Source organism: Zooshikella ganghwensis DSM 15267 (assembly GCF_000428585.1).
In the GTDB taxonomy this organism is placed as follows: Bacteria; Pseudomonadota; Gammaproteobacteria; order Pseudomonadales; family Zooshikellaceae; genus Zooshikella; species Zooshikella ganghwensis.
In genome coordinates this window covers 1-22,285 of sequence record NZ_AUAF01000081.1, presented here as the reverse complement: position 1 = coordinate 22,285, position 22,285 = coordinate 1, and the positions used below count along the sequence as shown (strand labels likewise).

Sequence of the window (22,285 nt, the reverse complement as noted above, 5' to 3'; positions counted from 1 at the left end):
TGTTAAGTTTCGTGACTTGGTATAATCAAGTGCATCGACATAGTGGGATTCAGTTTGTGACCCCTCAAGCACGCCATGAAGGCAAAGACCACGCTATTTTGAAAAACCGTAAGGTGGTATATGAAAAAGCAAAATTGGCCAATCCAAGACGCTGGACAGGTCAAACACGTAATTGGAATCGAATTGAAAGGGTTTGGCTTAACCCTGATAACAATCAAATGCTAAATCATTAGTGTAGGTTAGTTGATGCGACAACTATCTTGACAAACAGCGCCATATAAGCATAACACCTAGAACAAAGATATTTTTCTGAATTGAAATATTTGTACTATTAAACACAAGAAACACACACCGAAATATCCTTTGCTATTATTTGTTATACAATTAGTCTTCATCAGAAAAATAAATATTCCACCATATTTCAATATCCAATTCTACCAGCTTTTTCATTTGATAAGGAGAGATTGTTGGACCGCCATGCCCTGAAGCTGAATGCCAACAACAAGTCATCTCAATTTTCACACCTTTTAGTTTAAGATAACGAACAGCATCTTTGCGCTCGATGATCTGATCCAAAATAAAATCAATATGACGCCTACAATCTCTAGACTGAATAATTTTCTGCGTTGAGTAGAACCAACCATTAACTCTTTTTCTAGGAAAATCCTGCTTTTTAGATGTTCTTGTTGGTGTCAGACCTAAAGTAAAAGAAATCTCACTAAAAGGAATTTCACCCGGATACACTAATAAAGTAACGTAAGTTTCTTCACAGGCTCCATAGTCATCATTATATTCCACATTCTTCCTTTTTTCGTATAGCGCCAAATTAAAGGACAAGTGTTTGATTGTTTTGCTTGCTACGCTACCACACTGATGAAGCAAGTTCACGAGCAGGCCCTATAGCCACCATCAGAGCAACACAAAATGCAATCAAAACAACTCCTGACTTACGTTCACCCACTCGCCCTCTGACAAGGAGAAATAGAGAAGTCAATCCAGCGACTGCTATTAACGTTATAAACAGTAATCCCAGGAACAGTTCAATAACATCAGATATGCCGTAAGGATCCCCAGGAGCTATATACATATGCGGATATACGAAGGCACGAAAGCACAACGATAATAGAAACAGCCCACCGACTAACCAAGCCAAAATATTGGAGAACTTAAGCAAAATTACTCTTCCGTATACCTATCACCGACATTAAAGGCCAGCAGCTTGTTGCAAATCCAAACCCACAGAGCGGGAAATTATTAATGACCTTGTAACGTGCTTTCTGACACATAGCCATTGTCCATAGCTAATTTTAGAAGCTTTGCAGCCTTTTTTGTATCTACTTCTACACCTTCACCCTTTTGATACATTGAACTCAGAAATACTAACGAAGGAACATAGTTTTCGTTGATGTTAAGTTCAAATAGTTCAACAGCTTTCTCATAGCTTTGAAATTCGACTGGCAAATTAAAACCATAATAGTGAAAACAAGCTAAATCATGCCTCGCTTTAATATGCCCTAAGTCACTAGCCTTTTTTAAGAGCTTTACTCCCTCATCAGTTCTTCTTGGAGGAAGATATCCGTCGTAATATGCAATGCCCAATACATATAGGGCATCACTATCTCCTACTTCTGCCAGATCGACTAACTTACTTTCTGCACTGTCATCGAGCTCAATAATATCTTCGTATTTCTCTATTCGATCGTGTCCCCTCTGCAACCGTGCGAGTTAAAAATTTGCTCTTACACACCTTCACCGAGGGGACACTAAATAACAAACTTATTGATTTATAGCGGTTATCCAAATATCTTCAAACTGCTCTTTAGTGAGGCTCTCAACCTCAAACTCAGGGTTACCTTCCAACTCCTGAAGACTTGGGACAGGGGCTAAACCTAGCTCTGTCTTAGCTGTATTTTTCTGTTCTGATGCATACCCGTATTCATTATTTAAAAAAACTTCTACCTTTCTTGTTTCATATCTATCTTCTGAAAGCTCACTATAAATTAAATAGGGGTAGTCTTTATTAGAGTGTAACCATCTTACTTTTATGTAATTCATTATTCAGTCACCACTTGATTAGGACCATAACGTTTTATTCTACCCGATACATCTAAGGATCCATGATTTGGGACGACAGCATTAGTCGGGTTCTGGCCGACATAGCCATAGACGTTGATACCAGCATCAAGACCTATAGGATCAACACTAATGTAGCGGCCTAATATTGGTGAGTAATAACGTTTATTGTTTTAGTACAGCCCTGTTTCAACATCATAGTACTGCCCAGGGAACCGCAGGTTTAAAGTAATCTGCTCCTGTAGTACATCAACTGTACCAAAAGGCTTATAACTCGCTTCCCAAACCGTTTCGGCGTATTGGTTAGTAACCGAAAGGGGTTGGTTTAGGTGGCCTGTATGGATGTAGTAGGCATTGCTGCCTTCAACAAAAGCAACGTGGTCTAAGCCTAAACTGTTGTATTCCCGCTCTATATCCCCATTGTTATTAGCTTCAGCCAGTAAAGTGCCTGCACTATCGTAAATGTAGTGAGTGGTCTTGTTTGGCGTTTACTATAAAGTTTGCAAAATGTATGATTTCAAACAAACAATTAAGCTGAATAAAAAATGATCACATTTAAACAGGGCAATATTTTTGAAGATGATGCTGAAGCCCTTGTAAACCCTGTCAATTGTGTTGGTGTAATGGGTAAAGGGTTGGCTTTAGAGTTTAAGAAACGATTTCCTGAAAACTTTAAAAGCTATAAGCAACAGTGTACACAGAAATTACTAGAAACTGGGAAAGTGTATATTACGGAGGAACAATTTGATGGCTCCAAAAAGTATATAGTTAATTTTCCAACCAAAATGCATTGGAGAGGTAAATCTAAACTTGAGTATATTCAGTCTGGTCTAGAAGATTTGGTAATTCAATGTAAAAACTTTTCTATTAAGTCGGTTGCCATTCCAGCAATTGGTGCTGGATTAGGTGGGCTTAAATGGGAAGAAGTGAAAAAGGTTATTTTTGATCAGCTTGCTGAAGTTTCTGAGATTTGTTTTGTAGTTTATGAGCCTACCTGATAGATAGGCTCCTTAGGCTTATGTTTAAAAGCTTCTTGCTATTGATTTACCTATAGCTACAACTTTATCTCCAGAAGTAAAATAAAATCTTTCTCCTTTTTTTGGTAAATGAACCTCCATTTCCTCTAATAAAGCAAATACCTCTGCTTGAGAACAATTTTTTGAATTGCCATCAAAATCAATAAGTTTTACAACAATACTGAACATGTTTTCTTTACCTGAAGCACCTGTATACCCTGTACAATAAAACTGTTGATCATGAGGATATGGGAAATCAGCATCTACATTCCATTTGAAGTCTACGGTTGATTTATTCATGCTTTTTCCTAATTTGGATTAACATTTCCCATTAATACTTTAATTGAAGAGTTTTCATTAAGCTCCTTTAATAGTTCCGCATCAGCCGATCTCGCAGGCCCTATGTTGTCAAGCCTGGGAGTTCTCATGAATTTACTGGCTGTAGAGTTAGGTAGAGTAACTTTTAAAGTCCAAACAGGCTCTTTATCCCATGCAAAGAATTTTTTTCCCCATGAAGCAGCATCCTCAGCACTTTCTGCAAACCATTTATTACCCATTGAATTAGTCCCCATTTGAAAACCATTCTTAGAAATATCTATAAGTTCATCTTTAGAAACTGCTCGATATAATACAGTTGAACCTTCTTCAACAAGTTTACCACCAGCCTTATAAGCTTGGGCATTCCCTGGAAGTATCAAGCCTGCGGCAAATAAACCTCCTGCCGTCAGTTTCTCTCCAGTTGTTGCGCAAGGATCAGTTAAGACTGAAACTGTCTCATAGGCATCATAGGCACTCAGTGCCATATCAGCAGCGTATAAAACTGCAGGTATTGCAAACCAAACAACTTCACCCGTGGGATCAACAGCATTAGTCGGGTTCTGGCCGACATACCCATAAGTATTAATGCCACCCTCTAACCCAATTGGGTCGCTGGTGATATACCGACCTAGCTCCGGCGAGTAATAACGCTGATTGTTGTAGTACAGCCCTGTTTCAGCATCATGGTACTGGCCTGGGAACCTTAAATTAAACGTTACCTGTTCCTGGTTCAGCGCTACTTCACCAAAGGGTTTATAACTCGCTTCCCAAACCGTTTCGGCGTGTTGGTTAGTAACCGCAAGGGGTTGGTTTAGGTGGCCTGTATGGATGTAGTAGGCATTGCTGCCTTCAACAAAAGCAACGGGGTCTAAGCCTAAACTGATGTATTCCCGCTCAATACTTCCATCACTGTTTGCCTCGGCCAACAGCGTACCTGCACTGTCATAAAGATAGTGCGTGGTTTTATTTGGAGTGATTTTTTGAGTGCGCAAGCCTTCAGGGTTGTAAACATATTCCGCCACAACCTCATTACGTTGGCTGACACGAACCAAGCGGTTTTCACTATTGTAGTGAAATGCTTTGTCGCCGTAGCGGGTGATATTACCATTGGCTTCGTGAGTAATAGCGGTTGCTGTTTCACCCGCAATTTCTTTCAGCTTCTGGCTGCCTGCGATGTAGTTGAATTGTATTTCGCTAGCATCAATTGTGGCGCTCAGGCGATTACCTGTTTTGCCATAACTAAACCCTAGTTTCCCATATTGGCCGGAAGCGGATAACAACTGGCTTAATGAGTCGTAGGTGAACTGTTGCGTTGATTTACCGCTATCTTTGTTGGTTTCAACGCCCGTGATGCGATTGGCCTGGTCAAAGTGGTATTTATTATTAAAAATAAAAGACTGCCCCGCCCGTATTGGGCGAGGGTTTATTACTTACTGATATTGCACGCCTTCCATAGCATATAAGTTAATTTCAACACGGCGATTTTGTGCTCGACCCTGTGAGTTACTGTTGCTCGCTATTGGTCGATCTGGGCCATAACCAACTGGTCGTACTCGGTTTGCCATTACCCCCTGGTTAACCAAGTAGCTTGCTACAGAACGTGCACGTTTTTCAGAAAGTTGCATGTTATATGCATGAGCACCTGTGCTATCAGTGTGTCCTGCAACTTCAATGATTGATTGATCAAACGTGTCCCCTCGGCAACTGTGTAGGTGGTAAAAAAACTTTTGTTCTCACTTACCTTCACCTAGGGGACACGCTGTAACGATCATCTGCAACAACCTTCCCATCTGTTGATGACTAACACTGTGCTTCACATCATGAGAGACATTGTGTGCCACGACTAAATCGATATGGGGAAACACCACTAAAAACTGACCGCCATAGCCGCTAGCATAGAAGCAAGGTTGCACTAAATTACTCTCTTCAGAAAAACCTTCAGCAGTTGCTGTCCACCAAAGATAGCCATACCCCCGCCCTGAATGGTTCACCCAGTCTGTATAGAGGCTCACATCTGTATACGCAGTGGTACTTTCTGCTATCCAGTCTTCAGAGATAAGCTGGCGATCTCGCCAACAACCTTTTTGCAGATAAAGCAGTCCAAAGCGTGCAAGATCCCGTAATGACAACTTAAGCTTGTACACTGGATGGATAGACTCTTTACCTTCTAACAAAAAACCATCAGATAACTCAAAATCTTGCATCGCCAAAGGTTCAGCCAGCCAGTGTTGGAAGGCTTCATAAATACCCATAGAGGTAGAGCTCTGAAATATGCTTCCTAGAGCATTGAAATCCCAGTTATTGTAGAACCAAAACTCTCCTGGGCTATAGGCTCTCTGCTCTGGACGCCCCTGACTGATATCATAGACAGCTGGATGGTAGATGCCTGAGCGTGCCTGTAACAGGTTTATAACTGTGGCTGATTTTTCCAATGTTGATAGGGGGGAGTAATCATCAATCTCTAATTCTGCCAATGAACTTTTCGGGTCCAACATTTTCCTATCGACAGCAATACCTATTAAGGCACTCATTATGCTTTTGCGTATTGAGGCTGTACTGGTCTTACGGGCACAATCACCCCACTGATAGATGAGGTTTCCTCCTTGAATAATCATTAAGGCGTTCGAGCCAATGCCATTAACAAACAATTTAATTTGATCCAAAGCCTCATTAGACCAGCCCTGAACTTCAGGGTTGTCCAATGCTTTCCATTCGGCTTCTGGAAATACAAAATTCATATATTTTCCTGTTATCATCTGGGATGACTGGCAGACCTCTATAAATAGCATCATTTTAAGTCACTCTGTATCCTCTCTGCAAAAGAGGGGATACGTTAAAAACAGTCTTTCAAAGAGCAGACGATAGCAGCATAAATAGCCAAAAAAGGGATCGCAACAACAGTTACAACAGTTACTCCTGCTTCCATAGCGAAGTCCGCCGTAATTGCTAGAGGGGTTAAGGGAATTCTATACAAGAAAGTCAAATCATCAGTCAGTCTTTTACTGTCAATATAGACATCTCTTTCAAAGGAGATTTTAGAACTTTTTAAAACCAGTTCATTTTTAGATCGCTTTGTTAGTGTTGCATCAACATACTCTGGTTTTAGAATAGTTCCATCTTTTAAGTGAATTTCAAAATCACCGTTGGACTTCACAATCTTCTTATCCTTAAAAGAAATGAACAGTTTTTCATTAATATGTACATATTTTACTTTGTCTTTTATATCATTGTAGTTAACATGCTTAAATTTATAGATGAAGGCTAAGCCATTAAATTTAGGGTTGTTTTTACCTTGTCTTGAGCTGCCTAGATCTTTAAAAATTGCTATTTCATTAGGGTTTAGTATTGCAACAGAAAATGATTTGTCTTCTGTACGCTCTATTAAGGTATAGTTTGTATACTCTTCCCATAACATATTTGTAACGCATGAACATAATAAGAATGGCATAATTAGTAAAAATAAGACTCTGTACATATGTAATTTCAATAGTTAGTGATATGAAGCTGTCTATTATCCCACATGTAGAAAATATTATTTAAGTTGTTTTTAAAGTATTATTTTTCAATACTATTGGTTGAATAATAAATCAATAGTCGTGTTATTTAATTCCTTGCGATGCATTTATGGTCAATTAGTACACAGCCTCAAGTAAATGCTCCCTGATATTTTGGTATTCTCGACCTTTCAAGTCCATTGATGTTGGGTTGAGTCAAAATTGGCAAACAAACAGATAGTATGCAGGTTATCGGCAATTTTTTTGGTTACCGTATGCTCGTTTAATAATTATTAATCACACTAATGTTCTAATTTCTTTCTTATTCTCCTTAAGCTGTAAGCACTATAGACCAAAACTGTCGTCTTTCTTCGCAGGAAAATAAGTTAAATCAATAAAGTGAGTTGTTTTGTTAGTGACATGTGATGCATGTCACATTAAAATTATCAGGCATTTTATTCTCATGTATTGGTTGCTGAGTAGTTTATTAAGGAAGTATATGAATAAAACAACCATCACATATTGTCTCCTAGCGTCCTCGTTAGGAATTAGTTCTACCACCCAGGCTGAGACATCTGCCTATTCTTATGACAAACATTTACGTTTAATCACCGCTGTGCAAGATCAAGCGTTTTCGTATGACTATGTGTACGACAGGATGGGTAATCAATTAGTTAAATATATCCTGTCGGATCAATCGAGTTATACAGCACCTGAGTTAGACATAAATTATCTCAATGGGGGCGCGACACACTTTGAGTACGATGCCAATAGCAACCTGATCACGTTAATCGATGCCAACCACAATACCACCCGTTTTGAATTCAATAACGAGAATCAGCTGATCAAGAAAATATTTGCTGATGGCAGTAAGATTCAATACACCTATGATCAACGCCTGATTAAAACCCAGCAGGATGCACGCGGTATAGAAACAACCTATCACTATGATGATAAAAAGCGTCTTCAGAAAATCAGTTATTCTGATAACACACCTGAAGTCACCTATACCTATAATGAAAAAAATCAAGTCACGACAATAACTGATGGGGTGGGCATCCACCAGTATACGTATACAAGCTTAGGGCAGTTAGCGTCTATTGATGGTCCTTGGGACTACGATACTATCACTTACCAGTATAAGCAGGATGGTAAGCTTGAAAAAACGACGATTGAACAAGGCCAAACACTGCTTTATCAATATGATGCGCAAGGACGTTTAACACACATTACACAAGGTGATCGCACATTTTCTTATCAGTATCTGGGTGAGAGCAATATTGTTGAAAAATTAACGTTCCCAAATAATTTGGTTACACGCTATCAGTTTGATAACGCCAATCGTCCTACGCGCATTGATTACAAAGCCAGTGACTCTGAACTCATCACTTACTATGAGTTTTCCTACAATGAGCAAAACCTATTAGCCCAAGAAGAGTATAAACCTTTAGCTGATACTACGCTTAAGCAAGAAGAGCTAGTGGTTAATCGTTTTAATGAATTGAACCAGCTAGTTGAGGAAAAAGGCGACAACGTAAATACACCTCAGTTTGATAGAGCCGGTAATATGATCAAAGGTATTACCATTAAAGGGGCTGTATTTACGGCGAAATACGATGCAGAAAATCGCCTCACGGAAATTACCTTTACCGATCAGGATGGCGTTAAACATAAGCGACAGTACAAGTATTTCTTCACAGGCTTTTTAGCTGAAATTAAGCAATACCAAAATAATACCCTTACCCAAACCACTCGTTTTGTACGTGAAGGCAATTTAACGCTACAAGAACGTGATGCTGAAAACACCGTAAAACGTAAATATATCTGGGGACTCAATAAAAGTGGTGGTGTGGGAGGTTTGCTTAGTCTCACGGAGAATGGCCAGTATTATTACTATGTTTATGATGGTAAAGGCAATATTGTCGGTGTGGTTAATCAAGCGAATGAAGTCGTCGCGGGTTATCACTATGAACCCTTTGGTAAGCGCGTTGCGAAGTCTGGAACCTTTGAGCAGCCTTATGGGTTCTCAACCAAGCGCTACGATGAAGAAACAGGATTGGTGTATTATGGCTACCGGTTCTATATTCCCCATCAGAGTATATGGTTAACGCGCGACCCTCTGGAGGAAGCGGGTGGAATAAACCTGTATGGGTTTGTAGCATCGAATCCTATTAAGTATGTTGATCCTTTGGGTAGAGCAAAGTTTGATTTTGGATCTGACTGGGAAATGCCATCATTTGGTAATGCATCCACTTCTAGTAATAGAACGACTCAATCTGGTAAGAAACTACAAGCCTACTTCGTCAAACGTGACCATTCAAGTCTGTTTAAAAATGGTGTACCTGTACTTGGCGAACAACTCAATGTCGGAGAAGATGTTTACGAAGTGAAGTTTCGTTATCAATAAGACCATTAACTAAATCTAACGCCGTTGACTTTTGGTGAGTGTCAGCGGCTTACCTAAAATTCAACCGATTTAATGATCATTTGATTGGCGACTTTATTACTCTCTCATTCGATAAAGCTCATTGAGCCTAGTTCAACGTAACGTCTCTAGCATGACTTACTTTTAGTGGATCACTAATTCAGACAACCTCCTATTAAAAGAGGTATTCACATATCAAAACCCAAAACACCGGAGCACATTCCAGTGAATGTTAAGGGCTGGTGCTTTTTGGCATACCCAATCCTTTGGGTATGCATTCGTGAGATAGTTTTTATACTGCACTGGTGGTTAATACAGGTCTAAGTAAGCTATTAACCGTTGGTGATGAACTCATATCTGTAGCGTCATGTGTTGCTAACGTAGCCATTGCCTGCACAAGTGCATCGACTTTTGAAGCGCTAGATAAGTATACCTCATTATCAACACTTCTTACTCGACGTGCGCTACGTGTTGGCAATTCAGATTCAGATTGCACAAGTTGATTTCTTAACTCAAGCACTGTTTTTCGGGTACCGTCTGCAAATTCAATTTGCATATCCTCAACGCCGCTTTTTACTGTGGATGTTCCTTTTTCAAAAGCATTAATTAATAACGCATCTTTTTCATGAAAAATATTTAATTCTTTATGATTAATAATAAGGAAGTCACCATTTGGGCTTTGATAAGTCTCAAAGCCTACGTCATCAAATGCAATATTCGTTAAGCGAATGGTGTTTTGCCCTTCCGTATCTTCTATAAAATCTATGCCATCATTTCTTTGGAAAAGATAAAGATCATTTCCCTTCTCCCCAGCAAGTAAATCCTTTCCTTGACCCCCTCTTAAGATGTCATCTCCACCGCCTCCACGAAGCATATCGGAGCCAGCACCACCATCGAGATAATCATTGCCAGTGAGTTCGCTATTTTCTGTATGACTGTCACCATATAACCGGTCAGAACCGCTACCACCGTAAAGGCGGTCATCACCTCCATTACCCACAATGACATCCTCACCATCCCCACCAGATAAAATATCATCACCATGAAGTTCGACGGGAAGGGCTCCTGGTTGTTTTCCTGCTTTCCAAGCAAAATTATCCGTTATTAATGCTGAAGAGCTAACATTTAGGTCAGCGTTGATAGAGCGGTCACCAAAAATAACATCTGCACCTGCATCACCACTGATAATGTCATCGCCTATCTCACCATAGATGGTATCATCACCATCTCCACCGGATATCACATCATTATACGTATATTTGTCATCTTTGTTGTTTAGACCGTAAAAGGATGCTACTACGCTGTTTCGCTCTGGGTAGTAAGCACGAAGAACAGAGAAGGAATCACCCGCAATAAAGTCAATACCGGTCCCTCCAGATATCTTATCGTCGCCTGTATAACCAGAGATAAAGTCACTGTCAGCACCACCGTCAATAACATCAGTATAAGATCCACCACCAATTTGATCATCACCGCCATTACCAAAAATAGTATTAGCATCATCAGGTTTATCCTGAGACTGGTTACTTTGACCTGCTATGCTGTCATCGCCCTCGCCACCAACGAGATAGTCACTTCCTGCACCACCGTTGATGACATCATGTCCTCCAAGACCATATATTTGGTCATTTCCGTCATGACCATACAGATAATTCGTAAGATCATCGCCATTTAATTGATCTGCTTGTGTGCTTCCTCGAAAGGAAAGGAATTTAAAGCGCGAAATGGTTTCTCTATAGGAAAGGCGTGAGTTATTTGTCGTTTTCCAGTTAATAGCATCCCACTTTGATGCTAGATCCGTACTCAAATTCATACTACGTTTAAACGCTTCAGCGTTATAAACCATTGAGGTAGTATTATTATTTTCCTCAAGCAAGGAAGATAAGGAGGTACCATTGGGCGCATCATCTTCAGTATTGATAAGAAGATGATTATTTGGAATGGACTCAGGTTGGATTTCTTCTTTGGGCTTAATTTCAAGGCTAAAATTAACGGGTTGAAAATTTTTAATGGTGATGGTTCCACCACCCGCAGGACAGACAATTAAATCATTACCATCCATTAAGTAGTAATTATCATTTTTATCCTGGTAGATACTTTGTTCATCATTGATGGCCGTTAACGTACGTACTTGTTTACCATTAATGACGAGGGTGTTGTTACCTTGGTTATCTTCAATGACATCATGTCCATCACCCGTGGTATAAATGTAGTGGTCATTACCTTCACCACCTTGCAAAATATCGTTACCCTTACCACCATCAATCACATCATTCCCAATGTGACCTTGCAGGAGGTCATCACCATCACGACCATGGAGGTTATCATCACCGTCCATACCGAACAGCTTATCCTCTTTATTGCCCCCTGATAGGTTGTTACTGTCCAGGTTACCAAATACAACCTGTTTAGCATTTAGTGGGTTTTCTGATGCCTTACCACCCCGTAATGTTGTTACACCTTGTACTTCACCTAATGTATTGGTTTTACCTTCAAACCAGTGGTCAACATACATTACATCATCATCCCCCACAGCCTCATCATTTGCCAGTTGTTGGACATTACGGATGAGGACCTTTTCCATGAATTTAGCCCGCTGAACAATCATTTCCTCGGAAAAGCTGCCGTCCCATTCGTAGTTATCATCGGCAAAAATACCTTGGTTATAATCAGCGTTTTTAGGAATAACGATAAAAGGTGAGAGGTTCATCAGGCTGTAGCGCGTCACTTTACCTATTACTTCTTCACCAAAGTCAGTAATAAGCTGATCCACTTTATCATTAAGTTTATACATAGGCTCGATGGTAAACGGAGGCGTTTCGCCAAAATCTTCCACCAGTTTATTGTAAAAAGCATCTGTATCATTGATACTGGTATAATTTTTGAAGCCGCCACCAAGCATTGTGCTGAGATGGTGCATAATTTTATCTAAAGACTCAGCCGCTTTACTCATATCTTCTTTATCTGGCGTGCCGTCATACAAGCGTCCTTCAATTTCTTTATTCGAAGCAAAGCTCATCAATTCATTAATCTGGCCAAAAGATAAGTTAGGATTTAATTTATGAATGATTCGCTGTACAGAAAGTGAATTAACCAAATTGATCATTGAGTGATTACCAGCAGAGATAGCATTGGTAAAATCAAATACGCCTGGCTGACTTTCAATATAAGCCGCAATATGAGGGCCTGGACGGGTAAAACTTAATCCATTTGCAGTAAAGCTAGTACCAGCCTCTGCATATATATTGAACACTTTTTTAGTGTCTAGAGTAGGCTGATCTGTTACTTCTCTATAGTATTTTCTAATTTCGGCATACAATGTATCTAATGTAATAAGCCCCAAGCCAGCACCATTAAATGTGTAGGTTTCATCAACCATTGTCGGGTATTTAAAACTAGCCAGGGTGGCCAAGTGACCACCTAAAGAATGGCCCACTATTTTTACTTTCTTATTAGTAATAATTTCTTCATCATCGTTGATTAGTTCTGCATCCTTTAAAAATTTGTTGACTACACCTTTTTGGAATAGGTTTCCAACTGTAAAGGTATCGGATAGGCCAAAGGCAACAAATATATCTTGAACTAAGTCAGCGCCCAAATCAGATAGTGGTTCAGTACCACGAAATACCACTATTGGTTGGTTATCATTTTCCGTATCAATGAAAACTGTACCTGCAAAGCCTGTTGTCGTATTTAGTTGGATATGTTTAATAGTATAACGTTTTGCAAAGCTCTCTAGTTGCTCTTTTGTAAAACCTCTTGCTTCGATAAATTTATTTGCTGTTTCCCTTCTTTCCGATTTGATGCTTCGATCTTCATTTAAGTCTTCATCTTTGATATTAATATAGGCTGCATCAGCTAATAATGCTGCTTGGTACGCTTTTTCTGTATTTACTTGATTACTACTCATAACAATTATTTTCCAAATACCCAAGTATCTATCGGTTTTTTAATTGATTTATATTTAAACTTATTAATTCCAGAACACTGTAATGTCATATAGCTTTCAGGTCGTTTAAATAGACTGTATGGTGTTAGTAGGTAGCTAGTGTACTGGCCTAATAATTCTTTTGATTTAATATTGACTACTTTATCTACGGATCTATATATTTCATATCCTTCAATCTTATTGTTTATCCATATCTCACCTGTTGACGCATACAAATATTTACTTCTAAAGGCATCTATTTTTTTTGTGGCTATACAATTTTTTTTATAAAAATCTTTGTAATAAGAGGAACCTTTTTTTCTTTCAAGGTCTCGTTGAAAGTATTCATTACAGTTAGGGTCACCTTTGGGGGCTTTATAAGCGATGTAATACCCAAATGGTTGGCCTTGTACCGGTGTACCTGATCTATCTTTATCATGCTCAAATTCGATAAAATCATACTGCCCTGTACCGATCAAAGTCACACATGCAGCACACTCTTTGGTGGTACTTAGATAATACCCATCCACCTTCTCAATCCCATTAACAATAGCCCCAGCATCCTTAAGACAAAGGGCTTCCAGTTCATCCATACCAGGTATCACGCGGGGTTTAAACACACAACCAGAGGTTAGGATGGCTAGTGCACCTATAGCACATGCCAAATATCGTCGTTTATTCATTAATCATAGTTCCTTACGAGTTTGTTCCGTTTTTTTGATGCAACAACGAATACTGAATCAAAATAGTCAGTAAATGATTATTATTTTTTAATCAAATAATATTGACTAGCTAAACACAGTTAGAACTTGTGTTTTAAATGATTTTTTGAGGGGTGGTGACTATGAATAGGGTATATCCATGATAAATTAATACAACAACTGCCTTGATATTGTACCATTGTCTAAAATCCATGATATTACTACTACTGTTGATGTATATTAGCATATTACATTATTCATTTCATATACTTATGTGTGACAAATCAATTGATCCATCGCATGACTTTCTAGTAGTACCCAATTTTGTGGTGATTGATTAAAACGTACCCATATCAATCATACAGTTACAGTCAATAACGTACACTTTATACCGCTAATGTCTTCTTACTCAGTTCTCTGTCTGTCTAGTACGCTGCATTCATTTCATAAATAGCCGTTTATGTTGTATGAAGCAACCCAAGATTGAAACCTTATCCCCTGAAGCTTACCAGGACCTCCAGCAGGCTATTACGGCCTCATCATTAAGTCAGGACCATAAAAACCTCGTCATAGGCGTGTTGGATCTCTGTTTATGGCTTCAGCAAAAACTCACCTTCTCAAAAATCAGCATTAATACCCTGAAAAAAGTGTTTGCGATACAAACAGAGAAACGTCATCGACCTCAACCTGAAGCTGATCCAGACATCACATCTGCAGAGACAGTAACCACTGAGGCAGCTAATGATGATGGTGCTATGACTGATAAACAGCCTTCTAAAATTAAAGGTCATGGACGTGTTGTAGCAGATGCCTATACCGCTGCAGAAACCATTGCTCTGAACCATCCTGACTATACCGCAGGTGATCCTTGTCCTTTACAGTGTAGTGGCCGCCTTTATCAGCTGAAGACACCAGGTGTATTTATTCGTATTGAAGGCGGACAGCTGTTTGAAGCTTATCGTTATGAACGACAACGCTTACGCTGTGCAGTTTGCGGTGAAGTCTTTAAAGCTTCGCTACCACCAGGCATTGTCGATAAATACGACGAACGCAGTAAAGCGGTGATTGCGGTGTTAAAGTATCAGTTAGGGTTACCCTTATACCGGTTAGCCCAATGGCAACTGCAAACTGGCGTGCCATTACCCGATACCACGCAATGGGAGCGTTGTGTGGAGGTGTATCAAACCATCCTGCCAATTTACCATCTGTTGGTCTATTACCTGGCACAAAGCCCCTGTATTTATCAGGATGACACCTGGGCACGGATTCTCTCGGTGAAAACTCAAAAAGAGCATGATCCCCAACGCCCTGACCGTAAAGGTACCTATACCACAGCACTGGTGGGCGACTATAGTAATCATCCTCTCTATATCTTTATCACCAGTCTGAACCATGCGGGTGAAAACTTAAGTGAAGTATTAGCACAACGGGATGACTCCTTACCCCCTGTCATGCAAGCCTGCGATGCGTTAAAGAGCAATCAGGTGGGTGATGCCATCACCACTATTGTTTGCCATTGCCTGGTGCATGGCAGGCGTAATTTTATCGATTTAGAAAGCTATTATCCTGACCAAGCCACAAGGGTTCTGGATACCATCAGTGCCGTCTACGCCCACGAAGACAAGTGCCAACAGGCTAACTTATCTCCTAAAGCGCGACTGGCGTATCACCAAGAGCACAGTGGGCCATTGATGGCTAACCTCAAAGCCTGGATGGAGCAGCAAATAGTTGAACGTAAAGCGGAACCCAATAGCCCTTTAGGCAAAAGCTACCATTATTGGTTAAAGCATTGGCAAACGCTAACACGTTTTTTAACCCATGAAGGTGTACCCTTGGATACTAATCGCGTCGAACGGGCCTTAAAGCTAGCCATTCGGGTACGCAATAATAGCCTGTTTTATAAAACGCTTAATGGCGGTCATGTAGGGAGTGTCCTCATGTCAGTGATTCATACCGCATTACATAATGGGATTAATCCCATTGATTATTTAACCGATCTACAAAGCCATGCGCAATACGTTAAACAATCACCTAAGCAATGGTTACCGTGGTGTTATCAGGAAACCTTAAATTCGATGAATAATCCCCAGGAGGATTTAGCGGCTTAATTAAAAAAATTAAATTAATTTAAAAAATACACACAATTATTGAGCGATAATAGGCTTCCAGTCGTCACTCATGGCTGCGCGCTGTGGATGGCCTTGATACAGCAGCACCTGTAAGGCTTGTGCATTAAGGGTGTACGTGCGCATGCCCGCTTTAGGCCACCATTTTAATTGGCCTTGTGAAAAGCGTTTCATACATAACCAAAACCCTTGGCCATCGTACACTAATAATTTAACCGCAATTCGTCGTTTATTGGTAAAGACAAAAATAGTCCCGCTATACGCATCTTCCTTTAAATGCTGCTGACACAGTGCAATTAAGCTATCGATACCTTTACGAAAGTCCACAGGGTTTACCGCTAATAATAAACGATGATGAGGCGTTAATTGCAACATAATTACGCAATAAAATGATGAATTAAAGCATCCACGGCACTGGTCGGTAATTGATGGATTTTTAATACGGTGCCATCAGGACGGGTTAACTCAATCCCAAACACCATCGGTGATACTGACGGCTTGTTATCCTGATGATTGACCACACCTGTCGCGGCAAGATCCACACTAATAAAATCAGTCGTCACAGATGCACATGATGGCGATGGTTTAGGTGGCGCTTTCTCTGCAAGACAATCGGGTCCCCCCAGTAACACCGCACGCTTATGCATAAACTGAGCACGAGTAAGACGTAATGTGGTTAATATCTTCGTGAGTTTATACTGCTCCTGCAGTCGAAAGACATCATGCCATAATGCATTAGGGAAGGGTTTACGGGGTTTAGGACGCTGCCGCCAGGCTTCAAATTTAGCCTTGACGGCTTCCAAAGTTAAAGGGACATCTGGGGATGAATCGGCTTCCATAGTGCTTCTCCTGAACCATTAACGATGGAGGAAAAGGCTAACAGCAAGGGCTAGGGGGAGTCACGCACGCTAGCCGAGGGGACACATTCGATCCAAATTCATAGTGACACATAATCATTGCGTTGGGTTTCGCTGCCAGGCATCAGCATGAACAACCTGTTATGTACTTGATTTATTATAAGTTGCCAATATTTGATGAATATCCCAATTGCGAGTAACCCAAATTGAAGAGGATATCCATGACAAATGCCATACAATATTGCCTTCACCTCTCACTTGCTGAGCTACCTGTGACTTTATAGCTAAAGCGCTAGTTCTCAGCCCAGGATATTTTTCCAAACACTCAGGGGAGTTAAGATCAGCATTCACATTACAATATATAAATGCGATATAACCGTAGGGCGTTACTGGTTTTACTCTTGGCTTTCCGACCTCTCTTTCCTTATCCCATATCTTCTGCTCTAACTCTGGAGATAGTCGAATATTAGATGGCTCAAACTCCTCATTAATATATGACAAGCCATACCAATAGAGGAATAGTGGTGATATAGAACACACACCAAATAAAAATATGAAGAGAAAAACTAATTTTTTCATAACTTTTCAAACATAACGTCCCAGTCGCACGTTTTTTCTGCGGCGCCCCTACCCCCTGTTTAAGAAGCTGGTCCCTGAATGGTGAGCCAATGCATGCCTTCGCAATAACATGCAAACTCTCGATAGTTTTCATTTATCCACATTTCTTTTGGGTGATCATGAAACCCAACAACTCCAACCACTCTATCTCTTACTTCAATTGAATGGCACTCTAGTATGTGTCTACGTGTCAACATTCCAGCCTCAGAATAATCTTTAATAATTTTATTATTTATCAACACTATTGGATCAGTCGAAATCTCTATTGCCCTAATAAATATGTTGCGATGACTGGTCGGAAGAACCGGAATGAGCTTATATGTATCTTTCTTCTTCCAGAACATGTTACCTCATAGCGCTTTGGTAAGGAGTGCAGCAAACGTTCTGTAGTGGTCAACCAAATCATGAGCTTGATTGTTACCTAAAACAAACTGTTCGATTTCACTAAGCATATTTTAACAACCATGGAGGCTCCAAGTGCTTTAAGTTGAATAACGTGCATGGGTGCGAAGCATCGCATGCCTTTACTTGTTAGGTGTGCAGCCTCTCAGAACACTGAAAGTCTTTGCAAACAATAGTAATTTTTGACTCAGACACGAACAGTATTTCGTGGATGAGAAAACCTTCTGCACTTAACCTCACCTCATGGCAACTAATGTCACCTTGATAGGTGTCACCCCAATTGTAAGGATTCTTTAGCCCTTCGATAGTGTATCTTTCGATACCGGAATAACTTAGGTTAATTGACCGATCATGCTTCTGACCAAGCAATTCAATTTCAATTGTAGGCTCCGGATCAAATGGGCGCTCTGGATTCCTATTTTCCCTGACTATTACTGAAGTCATCCATGAATCATGTAAGGAATGTGGACTATCTAAATGATGGCGGTTAACATCAGTGGCAAACTCAAATACATGGCTAGGAAACTTATCTTTATTTTCCTCCATATACCCTTTGTAATCATCAAATGATTCGTACATTACTCGATTCCTTGACTAGACATAATGCCTATATTCAACCGCATCGTCTTGTTATGCTTTTACTGAATTTGCTAGGCTAACAAAATACTCAGCCTCTTCATCAGATTCAAATATATTAAATTCAACAGGAGCCGCAGGTATTTTTGATGTTATAGAAATACTAGCTACCGAAACATTGTTTATATAAATTACTAGTGTAGGTAAATCTGAATAACCCACCAGCGCATTTATTCGTTCTATACCTTGCTGCGTAAAACGTACTGCCACACGATCCACTTGACTAGGGTGCGGTTTTGCCGCTACTTCAGCATGATGAATATGCTCTATATTCAAGTAAATTTCTGGCGACACAAATACTGGAGTACGTTGAAACCTTACGAAGGTTGGAACTAAACCTTCTTTCTCTAAAATAGAGCCTATACGAAAGTCTATTGGAGTTGAAAGCACATTTAGCTTCTTTGGCTCCAAAGACTTTGCACCACGCCTTAGTTTTTCAATGACTCTTTTCTTATCCATAACTTCTCAAGCAACGTAATGTCGCAATCACCAAGCAAAACAAACAAAGCTTGGGTTGTCTGAATGGAGTACCTTTAGGCACGAAATGTGCGTTGCCTTGTTAAGTATTTTCGCCATTCTTTTTTACCATGCGATATATGCATACGGATAACAACGCAAAACCCAGGATACCAAAACCCCAAAAACCGATACCTGCTATTGAAGGCCATCGGCAACGAGGGATTTCATGAAAAATACTGCTTTCGCCATTACAAACTGTGAACGACAAGCTAAAAGAGGATGCTGCCCACATAAAGCAATAAATACTAGCTGCGTAAAATAAAAACGCGCTAATCAATGGTACTAGTTTTTTTTTCTTTATATCCATACCTTCCATATTCACTTAACGCCGTTATAGCTGACGAATTGTAGTTGATTGGATTTATTTACTATTCAGGCACAAAAACTAAGTGACGAAAGTAATGTCCTGTTGATAGCTTTGTTAGTTACTGTATTATCTAAGAAAACCATCATACATAAGCCAAACTAAAATAATTAAGAGAATGTAAAATGCCAACCAATATTGATTTTTTGCTTTTTCAATATTTACCTTAGCCATCGGCTCCCTATGAAAGGAAATACATGATGCCAAAACAATAACGATTAAAGCTAAAATAATTGAAGCCCATGATTTTAATATATGCGCCACAAACAAAACCACAGGCACACCAAACATACCCACAAAAACAGGTAGTGCAGAGTTGCAACCCTTGGAGCTAGCCAGTTCTCCGCATTTGACACACTTAGCCGGTTTAAAGCTGTACGATTTAAACTTATCCAAAATGGAAAATGTTTCTTCATTACAGTTTGGACAAGAATACATAGCTTGACCTAATAACAACTAACACTTAGGAGAACTGCGCCGCCAGGCGTCAGTTTGACCCTTTTGCTATGTTAAACACCTTACAAACAATCACAAGGTAAATCACAACCATCAACATCAGAACCCTTGCACCACTTTTTAGGTGAAGGCATACAATAATTAACGCTGCATGGTAACTCCAGACAATCTGCCATCCAATTGTCCTTTTTTCTTCTTTTTTTATCTTTTTCTTCCTCCAGTCTTTCATATGCGTAGGAACACCGTGCAAATTGATTCCTTATATCGCTGTAGCCTCTAATTAAACCACGGCGTTGGATAACTTTCCTTACCGCACAAGAACATGAATCACCCTTATAAAATACCCCATGCGCACATCTGTATCCCTTATAAGGAGAAATGTACTTTTGATAAATCTCTATCAATAATACCAAAAAGGACTTAAGCATAAGACTCCATAAAACATAACAGCTCAATAATCTACGTGTTTTACTAGGCTGACCATTGTTCTAGGTCCTCCACTGGATTTGGCAAACGGCCTGCTAGCCACTCAGCACATGTACCAGGTTTAAACTCTGGGTTATGGCACTCTATAACCCAAGACAGGTACTCGTCTGGACCGCCATTCATATATGGCGGTGGTGATACTGGATTAAAGGAAGTTGGCAAGCGCTCATCCAAGGATAAGTAATTTAGTACATGACCAAACTCCTGAACGGTATGCCAGGCAAATTGGTGGTGAATATCGATATCGAACTTTACCCACCAGCGTCCATCATCCTCAGAACCTTTTCCAATAACTCCATGTATCGCCGGCACTTTCTCCAGGAAATCAATCAATTTAGTAAATGCTCTGTTATCCATAGTGTCACTTAACACCAAGTTCAGCGGCGAGTAAATGCTCGTCCTTGCTTTTGCGCCTTATTAACTGTTTTTTGTACCATACTGCGGCTGGTCCGACTAAAGCAAAACAGGCAATAGCTGCAATAATGTTTAATAAAATAATTGGACTCAAGCCAAAACCAATAGCCCCAAAAGAAACTGTTGGATGCTCTTTCTTTTTGATTGACTGGAATCCTAAAGCGATGGAGATTAAACCCAAAACAACAGATAAACTACCAACCAGTAAGATTGCTTTTTCTTCGTTTAAATCGAGCGTGCTAGGAGACCTAAAAGACGGCTCAGAGTCTGAAGCGCCTGGAGCAATACTGAGCACCTTAGCAAAGTAATGCGCTAACTTAAGGTTTATACCATCATCATATCGGTGTGAATCAATGCTAACAAGCATAAGCACGATAGCGAGCCACGATAAGAATATAGCTTTCATTCCTGTTCGATTATTCATTCTTTCCTTACAGCCAACTATTAGTGCACGTCACTCTGATTTATTTTAACTGATTCTCACTATTTGAACCAGATTAATACAATAAAAATTAACATATCTAATTGATAGTAATGGGTATTTTGTTTTCTGAAGGCCGTTGCCATTAATGATAGTGATTTTGGTGTAATCCTATCATTAATCACGAATATAATTTATTGAACGAACTGATTCACTTAATTCTTTTTAAAGCATGTTAAAGCGCTTTTAAAATAGCACATCATTTTTTTAGTACCACATAACCTATATTGAGTAGAGTGAGGCTTACACCTTATCCCTCTCACAGAACAGTACGTACGGATCTCGTATACGGCTCCTGCAATTAATTATTCAGATCATTGAAACAGAAATGCCTACTCTCGTAGCGGCCATATCCACCAATTTATACTCTCTGTAAAACCCATTATTTAGCATGGCGTAACTCACTAACGGGCTGCGAGCACTTCACCAACGCTTCATGTTTATGAATTTAAATGGCGGTTGACTCCTCCCTGGGAACTGCCTATTGAGCTTACCTCATATCTCGCATCCTCCGTGATGCCGCTTTCTAAAAAGGCTCGAATCACTGGGTTGCCGGCTTTGCCGGGCAAACAAAAAAAGCCACACTGAGTGTGGCTTTAACCAAAAAAATCAATATATAACTATAGTTGTTTTATTCTTACATTATCAATAAAGAAGCCTTTATGAGCAGGGCTATACAGATAAAGCTCAGCATATTTAATATTGGCTCTATATGGATTCCTAGGGGGTAGCATATAATACAACCAAAGATGTATTATGCACGTCTATTTGGGTAAATTAAGTCAGTAATAAGCAAAGAATGATCAATATCAAACAACTGGTAAATGATGAGCAATGCTACCAGTTTATTCGTCAGAGACGTTGGCCTGATGGCGTCAGCTGCCCTCACTGCCAGTCTCAACAAGTAGAAGGCAATGGTAATCATCAAAAGCAAATTGCCCGAAAACGTTATCGCTGCCTAGCGTGTCATC

General features: G+C 39.8%; 26 protein-coding genes and 2 pseudogenes. 5 read left to right on the top strand and 23 right to left on the bottom strand.

The genetic code is table 11. The annotated features are described in order from the left end of the window. Positions 1-233: pseudogene (locus tag F607_RS30100) on the top strand (IS3 family transposase); the annotation flags it as partial. Between the two features lie 151 nt (positions 234-384). Here F607_RS30100 and F607_RS0116320 read toward each other — a convergent pair. The 5 genes and pseudogenes from F607_RS0116320 to F607_RS36110 all read right to left on the bottom strand — a co-directional run bounded on the left by F607_RS0116320 (position 385) and on the right by F607_RS36110 (position 2,417). Next, positions 385-798 carry a DUF4279 domain-containing protein gene (locus F607_RS0116320; protein WP_027708954.1) on the bottom strand — a complete coding sequence of 138 codons (414 nt, stop codon included), beginning with the start codon at positions 796-798 and terminating at the stop codon, positions 385-387. Positions 799-1,254: 456 nt separating this feature from the next. After that, positions 1,255-1,716, bottom strand: a complete 462-nt coding sequence (locus F607_RS0116310; RefSeq protein WP_027708952.1) for a tetratricopeptide repeat protein — start codon at positions 1,714-1,716, stop codon at positions 1,255-1,257. Positions 1,717-1,776: 60 nt separating this feature from the next. Further along, positions 1,777-2,055: a DUF6881 domain-containing protein gene (locus F607_RS0116305; protein ID WP_027708951.1), complete on the bottom strand. Its 279-nt coding sequence runs from the start codon at positions 2,053-2,055 to the stop codon at positions 1,777-1,779. Continuing rightward, positions 2,055-2,234 (bottom strand): annotated as a pseudogene (locus F607_RS36115) (RHS repeat-associated core domain-containing protein); the annotation flags it as partial. The gene F607_RS0116305 and the pseudogene F607_RS36115, both read right to left, overlap by 1 nt. A gap of 12 nt (positions 2,235-2,246) precedes the next feature. Next, positions 2,247-2,417, bottom strand: coding sequence for an RHS repeat-associated core domain-containing protein (locus F607_RS36110; protein ID WP_420864439.1), 171 nt, complete (start codon positions 2,415-2,417; stop codon positions 2,247-2,249). A 201-nt stretch (positions 2,418-2,618) separates the two neighbouring features. Between F607_RS36110 and F607_RS0116300 the strand changes: the two genes are divergently transcribed. After that, the gene (locus tag F607_RS0116300; protein ID WP_027708950.1) at positions 2,619-3,071 is read left to right on the top strand and encodes a macro domain-containing protein; all 453 of its coding nucleotides are present in this window, start codon (positions 2,619-2,621) and stop codon (positions 3,069-3,071) included. Positions 3,072-3,095: 24 nt separating this feature from the next. Here the strand turns inward: F607_RS0116300 and F607_RS0116295 are convergent, their stop codons facing one another. From F607_RS0116295 to F607_RS0116275, 5 genes are all read right to left on the bottom strand, one after another. Next, positions 3,096-3,389: a hypothetical protein gene (locus F607_RS0116295; RefSeq protein ID WP_027708949.1), complete on the bottom strand. Its 294-nt coding sequence runs from the start codon at positions 3,387-3,389 to the stop codon at positions 3,096-3,098. 8 nt (positions 3,390-3,397) lie between these two features. After that, positions 3,398-4,819, bottom strand: coding sequence for an RHS repeat domain-containing protein (locus F607_RS35810; protein WP_478206449.1), 1,422 nt, complete (start codon positions 4,817-4,819; stop codon positions 3,398-3,400). A gap of 18 nt (positions 4,820-4,837) precedes the next feature. Continuing rightward, positions 4,838-5,080 carry an OmpA family protein gene (locus F607_RS30095; protein ID WP_268967643.1) on the bottom strand — a complete coding sequence of 81 codons (243 nt, stop codon included), beginning with the start codon at positions 5,078-5,080 and terminating at the stop codon, positions 4,838-4,840. 60 nt (positions 5,081-5,140) lie between these two features. Beyond that, the gene (locus tag F607_RS0116280; RefSeq protein WP_051311557.1) at positions 5,141-6,145 is read right to left on the bottom strand and encodes a serine hydrolase domain-containing protein; all 1,005 of its coding nucleotides are present in this window, start codon (positions 6,143-6,145) and stop codon (positions 5,141-5,143) included. Between the two features lie 95 nt (positions 6,146-6,240). Continuing rightward, positions 6,241-6,822: a hypothetical protein gene (locus F607_RS0116275; RefSeq protein ID WP_027708945.1), complete on the bottom strand. Its 582-nt coding sequence runs from the start codon at positions 6,820-6,822 to the stop codon at positions 6,241-6,243. 578 nt (positions 6,823-7,400) lie between these two features. On the opposite strand from F607_RS0116275, the gene F607_RS0116270 reads away from it, so the two are divergent. Further along, a complete protein-coding gene (locus tag F607_RS0116270; protein ID WP_027708944.1) occupies positions 7,401-9,308 on the top strand; it encodes an RHS repeat domain-containing protein in 1,908 nt (635 codons plus the stop codon). 310 nt (positions 9,309-9,618) lie between these two features. On the opposite strand, the gene F607_RS35805 is transcribed toward F607_RS0116270, so the two are convergent. Then, positions 9,619-13,236 (bottom strand): Tle-like phospholipase domain-containing protein, encoded by a 3,618-nt coding sequence (locus F607_RS35805; RefSeq protein WP_027708943.1) that lies wholly within the window; start codon positions 13,234-13,236, stop codon positions 9,619-9,621. A 5-nt stretch (positions 13,237-13,241) separates the two neighbouring features. Continuing rightward, positions 13,242-13,847: a hypothetical protein gene (locus tag F607_RS0116260; RefSeq protein WP_157365500.1), complete on the bottom strand. Its 606-nt coding sequence runs from the start codon at positions 13,845-13,847 to the stop codon at positions 13,242-13,244. Positions 13,848-14,422: 575 nt separating this feature from the next. On the opposite strand from F607_RS0116260, the gene tnpC reads away from it, so the two are divergent. Next, positions 14,423-16,063 (top strand): IS66 family transposase, encoded by a 1,641-nt coding sequence (gene tnpC, locus F607_RS32950; protein WP_051311556.1) that lies wholly within the window; start codon positions 14,423-14,425, stop codon positions 16,061-16,063. A gap of 36 nt (positions 16,064-16,099) precedes the next feature. Here tnpC and tnpB read toward each other — a convergent pair whose 3' ends face one another. From tnpB to F607_RS0116195, 11 genes are all read right to left on the bottom strand, one after another. Continuing rightward, complete coding sequence (gene tnpB, locus F607_RS0116250) at positions 16,100-16,456, bottom strand: IS66 family insertion sequence element accessory protein TnpB (protein ID WP_027708940.1); 357 nt, start codon at positions 16,454-16,456, stop codon at positions 16,100-16,102. A gap of 2 nt (positions 16,457-16,458) precedes the next feature. Continuing rightward, the gene (locus F607_RS0116245) at positions 16,459-16,920 is read right to left on the bottom strand and encodes a hypothetical protein (protein ID WP_027708939.1); all 462 of its coding nucleotides are present in this window, start codon (positions 16,918-16,920) and stop codon (positions 16,459-16,461) included. A 159-nt stretch (positions 16,921-17,079) separates the two neighbouring features. Next, positions 17,080-17,517 (bottom strand): hypothetical protein, encoded by a 438-nt coding sequence (locus F607_RS0116240; RefSeq protein WP_027708938.1) that lies wholly within the window; start codon positions 17,515-17,517, stop codon positions 17,080-17,082. Between the two features lie 59 nt (positions 17,518-17,576). Beyond that, positions 17,577-17,900, bottom strand: coding sequence for a hypothetical protein (locus F607_RS0116235; RefSeq protein WP_027708937.1), 324 nt, complete (start codon positions 17,898-17,900; stop codon positions 17,577-17,579). A 187-nt stretch (positions 17,901-18,087) separates the two neighbouring features. Beyond that, on the bottom strand, positions 18,088-18,537 hold the full coding sequence (locus F607_RS0116225) for a hypothetical protein (RefSeq protein WP_027708936.1): 450 nt from the start codon (positions 18,535-18,537) through the stop codon (positions 18,088-18,090). 51 nt (positions 18,538-18,588) lie between these two features. Then, positions 18,589-19,053: a hypothetical protein gene (locus F607_RS0116220; protein WP_027708935.1), complete on the bottom strand. Its 465-nt coding sequence runs from the start codon at positions 19,051-19,053 to the stop codon at positions 18,589-18,591. Between the two features lie 100 nt (positions 19,054-19,153). After that, entirely contained in the window at positions 19,154-19,429 is a 276-nt protein-coding gene (locus F607_RS34160; protein ID WP_027708934.1) for a hypothetical protein, read from the bottom strand. Positions 19,430-19,546: 117 nt separating this feature from the next. Then, entirely contained in the window at positions 19,547-19,933 is a 387-nt protein-coding gene (locus F607_RS0116210; protein ID WP_211233657.1) for a hypothetical protein, read from the bottom strand. Between the two features lie 62 nt (positions 19,934-19,995). Next, the gene (gene yidD / locus F607_RS36105) at positions 19,996-20,361 is read right to left on the bottom strand and encodes a membrane protein insertion efficiency factor YidD (RefSeq protein ID WP_084611282.1); all 366 of its coding nucleotides are present in this window, start codon (positions 20,359-20,361) and stop codon (positions 19,996-19,998) included. Positions 20,362-20,404: 43 nt separating this feature from the next. After that, the gene (locus F607_RS0116200) at positions 20,405-20,776 is read right to left on the bottom strand and encodes a hypothetical protein (protein WP_027708931.1); all 372 of its coding nucleotides are present in this window, start codon (positions 20,774-20,776) and stop codon (positions 20,405-20,407) included. Between the two features lie 4 nt (positions 20,777-20,780). Continuing rightward, the gene (locus F607_RS0116195) at positions 20,781-21,257 is read right to left on the bottom strand and encodes a hypothetical protein (protein WP_027708930.1); all 477 of its coding nucleotides are present in this window, start codon (positions 21,255-21,257) and stop codon (positions 20,781-20,783) included. An 856-nt stretch (positions 21,258-22,113) separates the two neighbouring features. Here F607_RS0116195 and F607_RS36100 point away from each other — a divergent pair. Next, positions 22,114-22,285 (top strand): transposase (locus tag F607_RS36100; RefSeq protein ID WP_169719811.1); only part of this gene is annotated, 172 nt, incomplete at its 3' end.

Excerpts from the sequence above, each read along its gene's own strand:
- F607_RS0116305 (WP_027708951.1), bottom strand. The coding sequence starts at position 2,055 with ATGAATTACATAAAAGTAAGATGGTTACACTCTAATAAAGACTACCCC.
- F607_RS0116300 (WP_027708950.1), top strand. The coding sequence starts at position 2,619 with ATGATCACATTTAAACAGGGCAATATTTTTGAAGATGATGCTGAAGCC.
- F607_RS0116295 (WP_027708949.1), bottom strand. The coding sequence starts at position 3,389 with ATGAATAAATCAACCGTAGACTTCAAATGGAATGTAGATGCTGATTTC.
- F607_RS0116280 (WP_051311557.1), bottom strand. The coding sequence starts at position 6,145 with ATGAATTTTGTATTTCCAGAAGCCGAATGGAAAGCATTGGACAACCCT.
- F607_RS0116275 (WP_027708945.1), bottom strand. The coding sequence starts at position 6,822 with ATGTTATGGGAAGAGTATACAAACTATACCTTAATAGAGCGTACAGAA.
- F607_RS0116270 (WP_027708944.1), top strand. The coding sequence starts at position 7,401 with ATGAATAAAACAACCATCACATATTGTCTCCTAGCGTCCTCGTTAGGA.
- F607_RS35805 (WP_027708943.1), bottom strand. The coding sequence starts at position 13,236 with ATGAGTAGTAATCAAGTAAATACAGAAAAAGCGTACCAAGCAGCATTA.
- F607_RS0116260 (WP_157365500.1), bottom strand. The coding sequence starts at position 13,847 with ATGGATGAACTGGAAGCCCTTTGTCTTAAGGATGCTGGGGCTATTGTT.
- tnpC (WP_051311556.1), top strand. The coding sequence starts at position 14,423 with ATGAAGCAACCCAAGATTGAAACCTTATCCCCTGAAGCTTACCAGGAC.
- tnpB (WP_027708940.1), bottom strand. The coding sequence starts at position 16,456 with ATGTTGCAATTAACGCCTCATCATCGTTTATTATTAGCGGTAAACCCT.
- F607_RS0116245 (WP_027708939.1), bottom strand. The coding sequence starts at position 16,920 with ATGGAAGCCGATTCATCCCCAGATGTCCCTTTAACTTTGGAAGCCGTC.
- F607_RS0116240 (WP_027708938.1), bottom strand. The coding sequence starts at position 17,517 with ATGAAAAAATTAGTTTTTCTCTTCATATTTTTATTTGGTGTGTGTTCT.
- F607_RS0116235 (WP_027708937.1), bottom strand. The coding sequence starts at position 17,900 with ATGTTCTGGAAGAAGAAAGATACATATAAGCTCATTCCGGTTCTTCCG.
- F607_RS0116225 (WP_027708936.1), bottom strand. The coding sequence starts at position 18,537 with ATGTACGAATCATTTGATGATTACAAAGGGTATATGGAGGAAAATAAA.
- F607_RS0116220 (WP_027708935.1), bottom strand. The coding sequence starts at position 19,053 with ATGGATAAGAAAAGAGTCATTGAAAAACTAAGGCGTGGTGCAAAGTCT.
- F607_RS34160 (WP_027708934.1), bottom strand. The coding sequence starts at position 19,429 with ATGGAAGGTATGGATATAAAGAAAAAAAAACTAGTACCATTGATTAGC.
- yidD (WP_084611282.1), bottom strand. The coding sequence starts at position 20,361 with ATGCTTAAGTCCTTTTTGGTATTATTGATAGAGATTTATCAAAAGTAC.
- F607_RS0116200 (WP_027708931.1), bottom strand. The coding sequence starts at position 20,776 with ATGGATAACAGAGCATTTACTAAATTGATTGATTTCCTGGAGAAAGTG.
- F607_RS0116195 (WP_027708930.1), bottom strand. The coding sequence starts at position 21,257 with ATGAATAATCGAACAGGAATGAAAGCTATATTCTTATCGTGGCTCGCT.